This window comes from Pseudomonas sp. KB_12 (genome assembly GCF_052114545.1).
GTDB lineage: Bacteria > Pseudomonadota > Gammaproteobacteria > Pseudomonadales > Pseudomonadaceae > Aquipseudomonas > Aquipseudomonas brassicacearum.
The window spans coordinates 12,524-26,518 of sequence record NZ_JBFREY010000012.1; the positions used below are offsets into that span (position 1 = coordinate 12,524).

Annotated in this window: 12 protein-coding genes; 1 reads left to right on the plus strand and 11 read right to left on the minus strand. The window is 61.0% G+C overall.

All coding sequences use genetic code 11. From position 1 onward, the window contains the following. From trpC to AB4Z20_RS11970, 3 genes are read right to left on the minus strand one after another with little or no spacing between them, the layout of a single operon-like run. Window positions 1–837: an indole-3-glycerol phosphate synthase TrpC gene (gene trpC / locus AB4Z20_RS11960; RefSeq protein ID WP_214509835.1), complete on the minus strand. Its 837-nt coding sequence runs from the start codon at window positions 835–837 to the stop codon at window positions 1–3. Then, the gene (trpD, locus tag AB4Z20_RS11965; protein WP_253469893.1) at window positions 834–1,883 is read right to left on the minus strand and encodes an anthranilate phosphoribosyltransferase; all 1,050 of its coding nucleotides are present in this window, start codon (window positions 1,881–1,883) and stop codon (window positions 834–836) included. Before trpD ends, trpC begins: the two co-directional genes overlap by 4 nt. Window positions 1,884–1,892: 9 nt before the next feature. Next, window positions 1,893–2,486 carry an aminodeoxychorismate/anthranilate synthase component II gene (locus AB4Z20_RS11970; RefSeq protein ID WP_063324125.1) on the minus strand — a complete coding sequence of 198 codons (594 nt, stop codon included), beginning with the start codon at window positions 2,484–2,486 and terminating at the stop codon, window positions 1,893–1,895. 411 nt (window positions 2,487–2,897) lie between these two features. Here AB4Z20_RS11970 and estP point away from each other — a divergent pair, with 411 nt between their 5' ends. After that, window positions 2,898–4,805, plus strand: a complete 1,908-nt coding sequence (estP, locus tag AB4Z20_RS11975; RefSeq protein WP_442089943.1) for an esterase EstP — start codon at window positions 2,898–2,900, stop codon at window positions 4,803–4,805. A 174-nt stretch (window positions 4,806–4,979) separates the two neighbouring features. Here the strand turns inward: estP and trpE are convergent, their stop codons facing one another. The 8 genes from trpE to AB4Z20_RS12015 form a co-directional block, all read right to left on the minus strand. Further along, window positions 4,980–6,461, minus strand: coding sequence for an anthranilate synthase component I (gene trpE / locus AB4Z20_RS11980; RefSeq protein WP_253469900.1), 1,482 nt, complete (start codon window positions 6,459–6,461; stop codon window positions 4,980–4,982). 70 nt (window positions 6,462–6,531) lie between these two features. Beyond that, window positions 6,532–7,350, minus strand: coding sequence for a phosphoglycolate phosphatase (locus tag AB4Z20_RS11985; RefSeq protein WP_214509839.1), 819 nt, complete (start codon window positions 7,348–7,350; stop codon window positions 6,532–6,534). Further along, complete coding sequence (gene rpe, locus AB4Z20_RS11990; RefSeq protein ID WP_057449607.1) at window positions 7,347–8,021, minus strand: ribulose-phosphate 3-epimerase; 675 nt, start codon at window positions 8,019–8,021, stop codon at window positions 7,347–7,349. Before rpe ends, AB4Z20_RS11985 begins: the two co-directional genes overlap by 4 nt. A 78-nt stretch (window positions 8,022–8,099) precedes the next feature. Beyond that, entirely contained in the window at window positions 8,100–9,248 is a 1,149-nt protein-coding gene (locus tag AB4Z20_RS11995) for an iron-containing alcohol dehydrogenase (protein ID WP_253469902.1), read from the minus strand. Between the two features lie 203 nt (window positions 9,249–9,451). Then, window positions 9,452–10,276 (minus strand): ABC transporter permease, encoded by an 825-nt coding sequence (locus AB4Z20_RS12000; RefSeq protein ID WP_057449609.1) that lies wholly within the window; start codon window positions 10,274–10,276, stop codon window positions 9,452–9,454. 13 nt (window positions 10,277–10,289) lie between these two features. Continuing rightward, window positions 10,290–11,537 carry an ABC transporter permease gene (locus tag AB4Z20_RS12005; RefSeq protein ID WP_214509842.1) on the minus strand — a complete coding sequence of 416 codons (1,248 nt, stop codon included), beginning with the start codon at window positions 11,535–11,537 and terminating at the stop codon, window positions 10,290–10,292. A gap of 204 nt (window positions 11,538–11,741) precedes the next feature. Continuing rightward, window positions 11,742–12,785 carry an ABC transporter substrate-binding protein gene (locus AB4Z20_RS12010; RefSeq protein ID WP_214509843.1) on the minus strand — a complete coding sequence of 348 codons (1,044 nt, stop codon included), beginning with the start codon at window positions 12,783–12,785 and terminating at the stop codon, window positions 11,742–11,744. Window positions 12,786–12,834: 49 nt separating this feature from the next. After that, a complete protein-coding gene (locus AB4Z20_RS12015; protein ID WP_214509844.1) occupies window positions 12,835–13,959 on the minus strand; it encodes an ABC transporter ATP-binding protein in 1,125 nt (374 codons plus the stop codon). Window positions 13,960–13,995 lie beyond the last annotated feature (36 nt).

The window sequence follows — 13,995 nt, forward strand, 5'->3', positions numbered from 1 at the left end:
TCAGTCCAGCGTCGAGCCGCTTACCGGCAGACCACGCTCAGGAAAGAACAGTCGCTGCAATTCCGTACCCGGGTTCTCGGCGCGCATGAACGCTTCGCCCACCAGGAACGAGTACACATCGCTGACTTCCATCAGCTCGACATCGGCCCGGTTGAGGATCCCGCTTTCGGTGATGACCAAGCGATCGCGCGGAATGCGCGGCAACAGGTCCAGGGTGGTTTCCAGGCTCACTTCGAAAGTGTGCAGGTTGCGATTGTTCACGCCGACCAGTTTGGTATCGAGGGTTTTCAGGGCTCGCTCCAACTCGTCACCGTCGTGGACTTCCACCAGGACGTCCAGCCCGACGCTTTTGGCAACGGCCGCCAGCTCGGCCATTTTCACGTCGTCCAAGGCGGAAACGATCAACAGTACGCAGTCGGCGCCCAGCGCACGCGCCTCGATGATCTGGTACGGGTCGATCATGAAATCCTTGCGGATCACTGGCAGCTTGCATGCCGCCCGCGCCTGCTTCAGGTAATCGTCGGCCCCTTGGAAAAAGTCGACGTCGGTCAGCACCGAGAGGCAGGTAGCACCGCCCTTCTCGTAGCTTCGCGCGATCTCGGCCGGGACAAAGTGCTCGCGAATCACGCCCTTGCTGGGGGACGCCTTCTTGATTTCGGCAATCACCGCCGGCTGTTTTTTCTTGGCCTGATCGATCAGAGCCTGGGCAAAGCCGCGCGGCGCATCCGCTGAACGCGCCAGGCTTTCCAGCTCGGCCAGACTGACCCGAGCGCTGCGCTCGGCCACTTCCTGGGCCTTGCGAGCCAGAATTTTTTCCAGAACCGTTGGCACGCTCATCCTTCGTTCTCCACTTTGAATACGGCGGTAAATGCACCCAACTCTTCGAGCTTTTCCCTGGCCAGCCCTGTGTGCAGTGCATCATGGGCCAGTTCCACGCCTTGCTTGAGGCTGCTGGCGTGGTCGGCGGCGTACAACGCGGCACCGGCATTGAGCACGATCATCTCGGCGGCTTTCTGGCCATTCTCGGTCTTGCGACGCCCCAGGGCATCACGAATCAGCTCCAGCGACTGGGCCGGGCTGTCGACTGCCAGCCCGTGCAGGCTCTGGCTCTTCATGCCGAGGTCTTCAGGTTCGACCCAATACTCGCTGATCTGATCATTTTTTAGTTCGGCCACGAATGTAGGCGCCGCCAGGCTGAACTCATCCAGCCCATCCTTCGAATGGACCACCAGTACGTGCTTGCTGCCCAGGCGTTGCAAGACTTCAGCCAATGGCCGGCACAACGCCTGGCTGAACACACCGACTACCTGATGTTTCACGCCGGCCGGATTCGTAAGCGGGCCGAGCATGTTGAACAGCGTACGCAGGCCCAGCTCACGGCGCGGCGCGGCGGCGTGTTTCATGGAGCTGTGATGGTTTTGGGCAAACATGAAGCCGATGCCGACATTATCAATGCAACGGGCCACTTGGATCGGCGTCAGGCTCAGGTAGATACCGGCCGCCTCCAGTACATCGGCGCTGCCACTCTTGCCAGAGACGGCGCGATTGCCGTGTTTGGCCACCGTGCACCCAGCTGCCGCGACGACAAATGCCGAGGCGCTGGAAACGTTGAAAATATTAGCGCCGTCACCACCGGTGCCCGCTACATCCACTACACCGTCCAGCGTCTTGAGTTCGACCTTGTCCGCCAGCTCACGCATCGCCGAAACCGCACCCACGATTTCATCGATGCTCTCACTCTTCATGCGCATGGCCATCATGAACGCGCCGATCTGCGCATCCGAGCATTGGCCGGTCATGATTTCGCGCATCACGTCGCGCATCTCGTCGGTGCTCAGGTCGAGATGGCCGACGATACGGCTCAGGGCTGTCTTGATATCCATGAAAAGTCCTTAGCGCGTGCCGCCGGTTTGTTTGAGAAAGTTGGCGAACAGTTCGTGGCCCTGTTCGGTGAGAATAGACTCGGGATGAAATTGCACACCCTCGATATTCAGCGTCTTGTGGCGCAGCCCCATGATTTCATCGACCGAGCCATCTTCAAACTGGGTCCAGGCGGTCAATTCCAGACAGTCGGGCAGAGTTTCGCGCTTGACCACCAGGGAATGGTAGCGGGTTACGGTAAGCGGATGATTCAGCCCCTCGAACACGCCCTTGTCCTCGTGGAATACCGGGCTAGTCTTACCGTGCATGACTTGTCGGGCACGCACCACGTCGCCGCCGAACGCCTGGCCGATCGACTGATGTCCCAGGCAAACACCGAGGATCGGCAGCTTGCCGGCGAAATACTTGATGGCGTCGATGGAAATGCCCGCTTCGGTCGGCGTGCACGGGCCGGGCGAAACCACGATGCGCTCAGGCTTGAGGGCTTCGATTTCGGCGATGGTCAATTCGTCGTTGCGCACGACCTTGACCTCGGAGCCCAGCTCGCCGAGGTACTGCACAACGTTGTAGGTAAAAGAGTCGTAGTTATCGATCATCAGCAACATGGCGTAAGCAACCTATTGAATTCACTGACTTTAAATACAGCCTTCAGAGAGAGACCCGCACGCTGCTGCGCTTGGCGAGGCAAGTGATGCCCCTGCGAAGCGGCTCTACGAGCGGGTAAAGAAGGCAAATCGGTACAGGTCCGGCGAGGCCGGCGGAGAATGTTCAGGCGCGCCAACGCCAGCGGGCGTGAGCCTTGATCATTTGATCCAGAAGTTTGCTGACAATCGACACAGGGAAAGTCTCGTTCATACGTCCCGGCACAGTAGCTTAGCTGGGCGGAGCACGCAATATGAGCGATCCCGAAGGGCTTTGAAACAATCGCGACGTTCAAGATGGATGGCAAAATGCCGGAAGTTTTTGGTACTGTCGTTTCGTTTTCTAACAAAAATAAGATAAAAACGGACTTCCTCATGATCAAAAAAACGCTGTTCGTACCGATTGCCGGTTGCCTGCTGGCGATGGCCTGCGCCCAGGCGAGCGCCGCCCCCAACCCTTATTCCAAGTTCATCGTGTTCGGCGACAGCCTCAACGACGCTGGCCAGTTTGCCGACCCGAATGGTCCACCCGGCTCGACCGAGCGTTATACCAACCGAACCGGTCCGATCTACACCGACGGCAGCGGCGAGGCCTACTCCGCCAACTCCACCCAGTTGCTCGGTGGGCGCTTGGGTTATTCCGCCGACGAGACCGCCGCTTCCACTTCGGCGGTCCGCGCCAGCGAGGGGCTGGCGGACGGCAACAACTGGGCAGTGGGCGGTTATCGTACCGACCAGATCCTCGAATCGATTACTGGCGTGTCCGACACCGGCGAGCGCAGCCGTCCCGGCTACTTGCAGTCCAATGGCCTGCGCGCCGATCCGAATGCGCTGTATTACATTTCCGGTGGTGGCAACGACTTCCTACAAGGTCGGGTGCTGACCCCCGAACAAGCGAACGCCGCCGCGGACCGCCTGGCCGACAGCGTCCAGGTGCTGCAAACGGCCGGCGCGCGCTATGTGATGGTCTGGTTGTTGCCCGACCTGGGCCTGACCCCGGCCCTCAACGGCGGTCCTTTGCAAGACGCCTTTTCGCAACTGGGCAACCAGTTCAACCAACAACTGATCACGCGACTGCAAGGCATCGACGCTGAAATCATTCCATTGAACATTCCGCTTCTGCTGAAGGAAAGCTTCGCCGACCCAGCAAGATTTGGCCTCGCCACCGGTGAGAATCTCACCGCGACCTGCTTCAGCGGCAACGGCTGCACGGAAAACGCCACCTACGGCATCAACAGCGCCACGCCTGATCCCACCAAGCTGATCTACAACGACGCGGTCCATCCGACCGAAACCGGGCAAAAACTGATCGCCGACTACGCCTATTCCCTGCTCGCGGCACCATGGGAGCTGACGCTGTTGCCGGAAATGGCCCACTCGACCCTACGCGCCCATCAGGACGAGTTGCGCAGCCAATGGCAATCGGACTGGGAGAACTGGCAGGCCGTCGGCCAATGGCGAGCCATCGTCGCAGGCGGCGGCCAGCATCTGGACCTGGACAGCCAGAGCGGCGGCGCCAGCGCCGACGGCAGCGGCTACAGCCTGAACATCGGCGGTAGCTATCGCCTCAACGACGCGTGGCGCGTGGGTGTCGCCGCCGGTTTCTATCGCCAGGACATGGAAGCAGGCCATAACGACTCGGACTACAAGCTCAACAGCTACCTGGCGACCGCTTTCGCCCAGTTCCAGCAAAACCGCTGGTGGGCCGATGCAGCGCTGACCGGCGGCAAGCTCGACTATGACAACCTGGAGCGCAAGTTCGACCTGGGCGTCAACGAAGCGCAGGAGAAAGGCGACACGGACGGCCATCTATGGGCATTCAGCACGCGGGTGGGCTACGACATCGCCCAGCCGGGCAGCGAATGGCACCTCTCGCCGTTTGTCAGCGCTGATTATGCGAAGGTGGAAGTCGACGGCTATTCGGAAAAGAGCAGCCGCTCCACAGCCCTGACCTTCGACGACCAGACCCGCGATTCGAAACGCCTGGGCATTGGCTTGCAGGGTAAATACAACATCACCCGCCAGACCCAGGTGTTTGGCGAATATGCCCACGAACGCGAGTACGAAGACGACACGCAAAAGGTCAACATCGCTCTCAACAGCCTGCCGGCCAACGACTTCACACTGGAAGGCTATACGCCACAGAGCCACCTCAATCGCCTGAGCCTGGGGGTCAGCCACAAGTTGACCAACGACTTGGCGCTACGGGGTGGTTATACACTGCGCAAGGATGATGACATGACCCAACAAGGGGTAAGCCTGGGGGTCAGCCTGGATTTCTGAGCGAGAAAACCTGTGGGAGCGAGCTTGCTCGCGATAGCGGACTGTCAGTCGACCTATGGGTTGAATATGACGGCCTCATCGCGAGCAAGCTCGCTCCCACATGTTGATCGAGTTGCCTGAACGAACTGTGGCGAGGGAACTTGCTCCCTCGCTACAGTTGTTTGTTCGAGGGCTTCAGTCGTTCGAGGTCTGCTCGGCAAGCGCCACGGCGCGGAACATGGCCCGGCGCTTGTTCAGGGTTTCTTCCCACTCCAGCGCCGGCACCGAGTCGGCGACGATACCGCCGCCGGCCTGTACGTGCAGTTCACCGTTCTTGATGACGGCGGTGCGAATGGCAATGGCGGTGTCCATATTGCCGTTCCAGGCGAAGTAACCCACGGCCCCGCCGTACACGCCCCGCTTGACCGGCTCCAGTTCGTCGATGATTTCCATCGCGCGGATTTTCGGCGCGCCAGACAAGGTGCCCGCCGGCAGGATCGCCCGCAAGGCATCCATCGCCGTCAGCCCGGCCTTCAACTGGCCGGTGACGTTGGAAACGATGTGCATCACGTTGGAGTAGCGCTCGATGACCATCTTCTCGGTGAGCTTCACCGAGCCGATTTCCGAGACCCGCCCGGTGTCGTTGCGCCCCAGGTCAATCAGCATCAAGTGCTCGGCGATTTCCTTGTCGTCTGACAGCAGGTCCTCTTCCAAGGCCCGGTCAGCTTCCTCCGTGGCGCCACGGGGACGAGTGCCGGCGATCGGCCGCACCGTGATCAGGTTGTCTTCGACCCGCACCAGCACTTCCGGCGAACTGCCCACGACATGGAAGTCGCCGAAGTTGAAGAAATACATGTAGGGCGTCGGGTTGAAACAGCGCAGCGCCCGATAGAGATCGATGGGCGCTGCCTTGAAGTCGATGGACATCCGTTGCGACGGCACGACCTGCATGCAGTCACCGGCGAGGATGTACTCCTTGATGGTATCGACGGCCCGTTCGTAATCGTCCTGGGTGAAACTGGAACGAAACACCGGATCGGCCGCCGACTGCTTGCTGAAGTCCAGGCCAGGACGCGGAGCGATCGGCTGACGCAACTTTTCCAACAGTGCTTGCAGGCTTTGTTGACCTTGCTCGTAGGCATCTTCCTGGGACGGATCGGCCAGGACGATGGCGTGCATCTTGCCGGCAAGGTTGTCGAAAACGACGACCGCGTCGGACACCATCAGCAAAATATCCGGCACGCCCAGCGGATCGGGGTTCGGGCAGGTGCCCAGGCGTTTTTCCACGTAGCGCACGCAGTCGTAGCCGAAATAACCCACCAGGCCACCGTTGAAACGCGGCAGGCCGGGGATGGTCGGTACGTTGTAGCGGGCCTTGAAGGTTTCGACGAACGCCAGCGGGTCTTCGACTTCGAGGCTTTCGATTTCGACACCGTCGTGGGTCACGCTGACGCGATGGTCATGGACCCGCAGCACCGTGCGGCACGGCAAGCCGATGATGGAATAACGGCCCCATTTTTCGCCGCCCTGTACCGATTCGAGCAAGTAAGAGTTGGGCTGGTCGGCCAACTTGAGGTAGATCGACAGCGGCGTGTCGAAGTCGGCCAGGGTTTCACAGGCAAGGGGGATGCGGTTGTAGCCGGCAGCGGCTAGACGCAGGAATTCTTCGCGGATCATGGGGTGCCTCGTGGCAAGAGGAGCTGACAGTCAGGTATGCAAACGCGCCGGATAACCGGCCAGGATCATGTCAGGTGCGCCAACGCCAGCGGGCCAGGGCCTTCATGACTTTCATCCAGAGTTTGCGAGTGACCACCACGATGGCGTTTCCAGAAGAGGATTGAACAGCGTCGGGCAACGTTATCTCAGCGGCCGGGTCCAGGCAACCGGGAATTAACAGGCGCAAATCGTCAATCACCAGCGTCGGAAACTCTTCGGCGATTGGCCGGCCGTGGTTGTAGCCGTAACTCAGTGCCACGCACTTGACCCCTGCCGCCTTGGCCGCCAGCACGTCACTGCGCGAGTCGCCGACGAACAAGGATTGCGAGGCCGGGATGTTGGCCATTTTCATCACGAAAAACAGCGCGGCCGGATCCGGTTTTTTCTGCGGCAAGGTATCGCCACCGATGATCCAGCGAAAATAGCGGCCGATTTTCATCTGGTCCAGCAACGGCGCAACGAAGCGCTCCGGCTTGTTGGTAATCAGGGCCATTTCCACGCCCTGCTTTTGCAGCCACTTGAGGGTGGAACGCACGCCGGGGTAGACCACCGTCAGCTGGTGATTGTCTTCGTAGGCTTCATTGAACAACTCCAGCGCCCGCTCGACCTCGGCATCATCGACACCTTGGGCGTCGATGTCATTGGCCAGGGCCCGGCGCACCAGCATCGGCGCGCCATTGCCGACCCAGTGGCGCACCGAATCGAGGCCGGCAGGCGGGCGTCCAAGCTTGAGCAGCATCGTGTCCACCGCCGCCGCGAGGTCCGGGACCGAATCGACCAATGTGCCATCAAGGTCGAACATCACCAGACGCGGCAAACTGCCGGGGAACAGCTGCTCGAAGCCGCTCATGGGCGCGCCAGGGCCAGTTCGGCGCGCATTTGTGCAATCACCTCTTCGTAGTTCGGTGCGTTGAAGATCGCCGAACCCGCGACGAACGTATCGGCGCCGGCCGCGGCGATTTCACGGATATTCTTCACGTTCACGCCACCGTCGATTTCCAGGCGAATATCACGGCCCGAGGCATCGATCAGCGCACGGGCTTCGCGCAGCTTGTCGAGCGTGCCCGGGATGAACTTCTGCCCACCGAAGCCTGGGTTGACGCTCATCAGCAGGATCATGTCGACCTTGTCCATCACGTACTTGAGCACGTCCAGGGGCGTTGCCGGGTTGAACACCAGGCCGGCCTTGCAACCGCCTTCGCGGATCAACTGCAGGGAGCGGTCGATGTGCTGCGTGGCTTCAGGGTGGAAAGTGATGTAGGTAGCGCCGGCTTCGATGAAGTCACCGACGATGCGGTCCACCGGGCTGACCATCAGGTGCGCATCGATCGGCGCGGTGACGCCGTACTTGCGCAGCGCCGCGCAGACCATCGGGCCGATGGTCAGGTTGGGCACGTAGTGGTTGTCCATGACATCGAAGTGCACGATGTCGGCCCCGGCGGCCAGAACGTTGTCCACTTCCTCGCCCAGGCGGGCGAAGTCGGCAGAGAGAATCGACGGAGCAATAGCGAAGGGCTGCATGACGCACCTGTTTTGAGCGAAATCACGATGGCGCGCATTGTATACCTCAAGATTTGGCGCGCCCACCGTGGCAATCGATCAATACGCCGCGCGGTAGATCTTCTCGATATCGGCGGCGCTCAGTTTGCGTGGATTGTTGCGCATTAGCCGTTCTATTCCCGCCGCTTCCACCGCCATGGACGGAATCACGTCCTCGGTCACGCCCAGGCTGCTGAGGCCCTTGGGTATTTCCACGGCGGCGCACAACGCAACCATGGCTTCCACGGCTTCGTCGGCCGCTTCAAGATCACTCAGGTGAGCGGTCTTGAGGCCCATGGCCTCGGCGATGTCACGCATGCGCTCGACACAGGCCATCTTGTTCCAGGTCATGACGTACGGCAGCAACAAAGCATTGGCGACGCCGTGGGACACGTGAAAACGCCCGCCCAACGGATAGGCCATCGCATGCACCGCCCCGACCCCGGCATTGCCGAACGCCATGCCGGCCATCAGGCTGGCCGTGGCCATGTCTTCCCGGGCTTGCAGGTGAGCCGGGTTGGCATAGGCCTTGGGCAGCGCGCGGCTGATCAGCTTGATTGCGCCGATGGCCAGGGCATCGGTGATGGGCGAAGCATTGAGCGACAGGTAGGCCTCGATGGCGTGTGCCAGCGCATCAACGCCACTGGCAGCCGTGACGCCGCGCGGGCAGGTGAGGGTCATTTGCGGACTGACCAGCGCCACGTCCGGCAACAGATAATCGCTGACGATACCTTTTTTCAGCTGCGCAGCCTTGTCGGAGAGGATCGCCACGTTGGTGACTTCCGAACCAGTACCGGCCGTGGTGGGGATGGCAATCATGGGCGGGCCTTTGCGCGGCACCTGATCGACACCGAACATATCCTGCAGCTCGCCGTGGTAACCGGCATAGACGCCCACGCACTTGGCAATGTCGATGGCACTGCCACCACCGAGACCGATCAGGCCATCATGACCACCGTCGCGATAGGCTTGCATGCAGTCCTCGACAATGGCGATTTCCGGGTCCGGCATGACCCGGTCGAAAATCTCGTAGTCCCGTCCGCCCAGATGTTGCAGGGCCAGTTCCACGGTGCCGGACTTGACCAACGCCGCATCGGTCACGATCAGCGGGTTGTCGACGTCCAGGCGCGTCAACTCCGCGGCCAGTTGCTCGATGGCAGCAGCACCGGTGATCAGTTTATGGGCGATTTTGAATGAGGAAAGACTCATGTGCGCGGCCTCTTATTCGAGTATGAGCTGGCACAAGGATAGCTCGGTATTGAGGGTTGTCTGCCATTCAGCGCATGAATACACCTCAGCCCCCCTGTGGGAGCGAGCTTGCTCGCGATGAGGCCATCACATCCAACATTGATGCTGGCTGACACACCGCTATCGCGAGCAAGCTCGCTCCCACACTGGTTTTGCATGGGTCGTCAGACTTGGGTCGTACGCAGCTTCTCGCTACGCCCACGCAACCACTCCAGGGTCAGCAACAGGATCACCGAGAAGGCAATCAGCAGCGTCGCCGCCGCCGCGATGGTGGGGCTGAGGTTTTCGCGAATGCCACTGAACATCTGCCGTGGCAAGGTTGCCTGCTCGGGGCCGGCCAGGAACAGGGTCACCACCACTTCATCGAACGACGTCGCGAAGGCGAACAGTGCCCCGGAGATCACGCCCGGGGCGATCAACGGCAGGGTCACCCGACGAAACGCCGTCAGTGGCGAAGCCCCAAGGCTGGCAGCGGCCCGAACCAGGTTGTGGTTGAACCCCTGCAGGGTCGCCGACACCGTGATGATCACGAACGGTACACCCAGCACGGCGTGGACCACGATCAGCGAGAAGAAGCTGTTGCCCAACCCCAGCGGTGCGAAAAACAGGTAACTGGCCACGCCAATGATCACCACAGGCACCACCATCGGCGAAATCACCAGGGCCATCACCAACGCCTTGCCTGGGAAGTCACCCCGGGTCAGGCCGATGGCCGCGAGCGTGCCGAAGACCATCGCCAGCAACGTCGCCGCCGGGGCGACGATGATGCTGTTTTTCAGCGCTCGCATCCATTCGGCCGAGGCGAAGAAATCGTGGTACCACTGCAGCGAAAAGCCCTGCAACGGGTAGACCAGGAAGCTGCCGGAGTTGAACGACAGTGGAATGATCACCAGCACCGGCAGGATCAGGAACAACAGAATCAGCCCGCAGAGTGTGCGCAAGCAGTAGAACCACACCCGCTCGACGGGGGACATGTAAGGACTCACCATTTTCGATCTCCCCTTAGCTCAGGCGCAGGCGACTGGCGCCCACCAGCCAGCTGTAAATCAGATAAAGCACGATGGTCGCCAGCAACAGCAGCCCGCCGAGCGCCGTGGCCATGCCCCAGTTGATGCTGGTGTTGGTGTAGAACGCGACGAAGTAGCTGACCATCTGATCGTTCGGGCTGCCCAGCAGCGCCGGCGTGATGTAGTAGCCGATGGCAAGGATGAACACCAACAGGCAACCGGCACCGACCCCGGCATAGGTCTGCGGGAAGTACACCCGCCAGAAACTGGCGAACGGGTGGCAGCCCAGGGAAATCGCCGCACGCATATAGGTTGGCGAGATGCCCTTCATCACGCTGTAGATCGGCAGGATCATGAACGGCAGCAGGATGTGGACCATGGAGATGTATACGCCGGTGCGGTTGAACACCAGCTCCAGGGGCTTATCGATGACGCCCATGGCCATCAGCGCACTGTTGATCAGGCCACCGGACTGCAGCAACACGATCCATGCGGCGACGCGTACCAGGATCGAGGTCCAGAACGGCAGCAGCACCAGGATCATCAGCAGGTTGCTCTGGCGCGATGGCAGGTTCGCCAGCAGGTAGGCCAACGGATAGGCCAGCACCAGGCAGATCGCGGTGATCACCAGGCCCATCCAGAAGGTACGGGCAAAGATGTCGAGGTAGATCGCCTGGTCAGGGGTGGCCGTGGCCAGTTCGCCGAGGTCATCGATGCGGTGATCGACGGCCGCCAGCAGGTAATATGGGGTGACGTTGCTGGTGTTGCGGCGGATCACCTGCCAGTACGCTGGGTCCCCCCAACGCTCATCGAGGTTTTCCAAGGCTTCTTTATAGGAAGCCGGCTCGGTGGCAAACGGCAACGCCCGAGCGGTCTTGGTCAGCAGGCTGCGATAGCCGGCCAGTTCCATGTTCAGGCGCTTGGACAAGTCGCCCAGGGTCTGATTCTTGCGGGCGTCGGCCAGGTCTTCGCTGGCAGCCTTGTACACTGGCTCGCCCGGCAAACCACGTCCGTCCCAGGCAGCGACGGCGGCGACAGTGCGCGGCATCGCGCTCACCACTTCCGGGTTGCTGACGCTTTTGAACAGCAGCGCCACGATCGGTACCAGGAACACCAGCAACAGAAACAGCACCAGCGGCGCGATCAAGGCCTGGGCCTTCCAGCGGTTGATCCGCTCGGCGTGCTTGAGCCGTTGCTTGAGGGTGGGGCTGGTGCCCGCGTTCAGTGGAACGGCGATGGCCATGGCGAACTCCGCAAATCTTTTTGATCGTTACAGGGGCGGCGGGCCGCCTCTGTTCTTTTGAAACACCCGGGTCGATGAAAGAACCTGTGGGAGCGAGCTTGCTCGCGATGGCTGCGGCACATTCAAGATTGATGTGCCTGACAGACCGCTATCGCGAGCAAGCTCTCTCCCACATGGATCTCATCCGGTTTCAGACCGTCGGGGTTACTTCGCAGCCCAGGAGTTGAAGCGCTGCTCCAGTTGCTCACCGTTGTCAGCCCAGAAGCTGACGTCGATCTGCACCTGGTTGGCGATGTTTTCCGGGGTGGTCGGCATGTCCTTCAGGACATCCTTGGCCAGCAACGGTACAGCCTGGGTGTTGGCCGGACCGTAGGCGATGTTTTCCGAGTAGGTCTTCTGCTGCTGCGGCGCCACCGAGAAGGCGATGAATTTCTTCGCAGCTTCGGCGCGGGTCTTGTCCAGGCCGCGTGGGATGGCCCAAGCGTCGAAGTCGTAGATGCCGCCGTTCCACACCACTTTCAGGTTGCTTTCTTTCTGTACCGCGGCGATCCGGCCGTTGTAGGCCGAGCTCATGACCACGTCACCTGAGGCCAGGTACTGCGGCGGCTGGGCACCGGCTTCCCACCACTGGATGTTCGGCTTGAGCTCATCGAGCTTCTTGAAGGCGCGATCCTGGCCATCTTTGCCAGCCAGCACTTTGTAGACGTCTTTCGGCGCTACGCCATCAGCCATCAAGGCGAATTCCAGGGTGTACTTGGCGCCCTTGCGCAGGCCACGTTTGCCCGGGAATTGTTTGGTGTCCCAGAAGTCCGCCCAGCTGGTCGGCGCGGTCTTCAATTTGTCGGCGTTGTAGGCCAGCACGGTCGACCACACGAAGAAGCCCACGCCGCAAGGCTGGATGGCGCCCTTGACGTAGTCTTCGCTCTTGCCGAACAGCTTCGGATCGAGTTGTTCGAACATGTCTTCGTCACAACCACGGGACAATTCCGGGGACTCGACTTCTACCAAATCCCAGGAAACGCTCTTGGTATCGACCATGGCCTTGACCTTGGCCATTTCGCCGTTGTACTCGCCAGCCACGATCTTGCCATTGCCGGCCGCTTCCCACGGTGCGTAGAAGGCTTTGACCTGAGCCGCCTTGTTCGCCCCGCCGAAAGACACCACGGTCAGGTCCGGGCCCGCCGCCATCGCGCTTGCCGCACCCATCATGCCCAGTGTCAGGGCTGTGAACTTCAGGGATCTCAACATTTATTGTTCTCTCCACGTGCAGGGTTGGTGTTGGTACAGCAGGGGGCGATCAATTCGCCTCTAGAAGGGGATCGAGCGCACGCACATGCTCGACTTGCCAGCCAAGCGGAACCACGTCCCCGACGGCGAGCGCGGGATCGAGCTCGGCAATCGGCTGTTTCACGAAGAAGTCGGTCTTGCCGCAGACTTCCAGGCGAACCCGGACGTGGTCGCCCAGATAGATGAATTCCGCCACCCTCCCTGAGAAGCGGTTGACACATTGTTCGCTGACGCCGTTGAGGCTCACCCGTTCCGGACGGATCGACAGGGTCACCGGCTCGCCGGGCTGGCCGACGTTCACCGCCAGGGCCTCGACCTTCTCGCCACGCCCCAGCTCCACCAGGCAACGGTCGCCGGTGTGACTGTGCAGACGACCGTTGAGACGGTTGTTTTCGCCGATGAAGTTGGCGACGAAGGTGTTTTTCGGCTCTTCATACAGTGTGCGCGGTGGGGCGATCTGCTGGATCTCGCCCTGGTGGAATACCGCCACGCGGTCGGACATGGTCAGGGCTTCGCCCTGGTCGTGAGTCACGTAGACCACCGTCACGCCCAGGCGCTGGTGCAGGTGTTTGATTTCCATCTGCATGTGCTCGCGCAATTGCTTGTCCAGCGCACCCAGGGGTTCGTCCATCAGCACCAATTGCGGCTCGAACACCAGCGCCCGGGCCAAGGCCACCCGTTGTTGCTGGCCGCCGGACAATTGCGCCGGGTAGCGTTGGGCGAAGCTGTCCAGTTGGACCATGCTCAAGACGCGCTTGACCCGATCACTCACGTCGCTCTTGTTCAGGCCACGCACCGTCAGCGGGAACGCCAGGTTCTCGGCGACAGTCATGTGAGGGAACAAGGCGTAGTTCTGGAACACCATGCCGATGTCGCGCTTGTGCGGCGGCACATTGTTGATCGAGCGCCCGGCCAGCAGGATCTCGCCGGCGGTGGGGGTTTCAAACCCGGCGAGCATCATCAGGCTGGTGGTCTTGCCGGAGCCGGAAGGCCCGAGCAGGGTCAGGAACTCGCCTTTGCGAATATCCAGGTTGAGGTCTTTGACGATCAGGTTCTCGCCGTCGTAGCTCTTTTGCACACCACGAAAGCTGACCAGCACATCACTGGCCCCCGCGCTTGAATCGACCTGGCTCATACCCGCACCTTTTGTTTTGATGACTGCTTGTGAGTC

Excerpts from the sequence above, each read along its gene's own strand:
- trpC (WP_214509835.1), bottom strand. The coding sequence starts at position 837 with ATGAGCGTGCCAACGGTTCTGGAAAAAATTCTGGCTCGCAAGGCCCAG.
- trpD (WP_253469893.1), bottom strand. The coding sequence starts at position 1,883 with ATGGATATCAAGACAGCCCTGAGCCGTATCGTCGGCCATCTCGACCTG.
- AB4Z20_RS11970 (WP_063324125.1), bottom strand. The coding sequence starts at position 2,486 with ATGTTGCTGATGATCGATAACTACGACTCTTTTACCTACAACGTTGTG.
- estP (WP_442089943.1), top strand. The coding sequence starts at position 2,898 with ATGATCAAAAAAACGCTGTTCGTACCGATTGCCGGTTGCCTGCTGGCG.
- trpE (WP_253469900.1), bottom strand. The coding sequence starts at position 6,461 with ATGATCCGCGAAGAATTCCTGCGTCTAGCCGCTGCCGGCTACAACCGC.
- AB4Z20_RS11985 (WP_214509839.1), bottom strand. The coding sequence starts at position 7,350 with ATGAGCGGCTTCGAGCAGCTGTTCCCCGGCAGTTTGCCGCGTCTGGTG.
- rpe (WP_057449607.1), bottom strand. The coding sequence starts at position 8,021 with ATGCAGCCCTTCGCTATTGCTCCGTCGATTCTCTCTGCCGACTTCGCC.
- AB4Z20_RS11995 (WP_253469902.1), bottom strand. The coding sequence starts at position 9,248 with ATGAGTCTTTCCTCATTCAAAATCGCCCATAAACTGATCACCGGTGCT.
- AB4Z20_RS12000 (WP_057449609.1), bottom strand. The coding sequence starts at position 10,276 with ATGGTGAGTCCTTACATGTCCCCCGTCGAGCGGGTGTGGTTCTACTGC.
- AB4Z20_RS12005 (WP_214509842.1), bottom strand. The coding sequence starts at position 11,537 with ATGGCCATCGCCGTTCCACTGAACGCGGGCACCAGCCCCACCCTCAAG.
- AB4Z20_RS12010 (WP_214509843.1), bottom strand. The coding sequence starts at position 12,785 with ATGTTGAGATCCCTGAAGTTCACAGCCCTGACACTGGGCATGATGGGT.
- AB4Z20_RS12015 (WP_214509844.1), bottom strand. The coding sequence starts at position 13,959 with ATGAGCCAGGTCGATTCAAGCGCGGGGGCCAGTGATGTGCTGGTCAGC.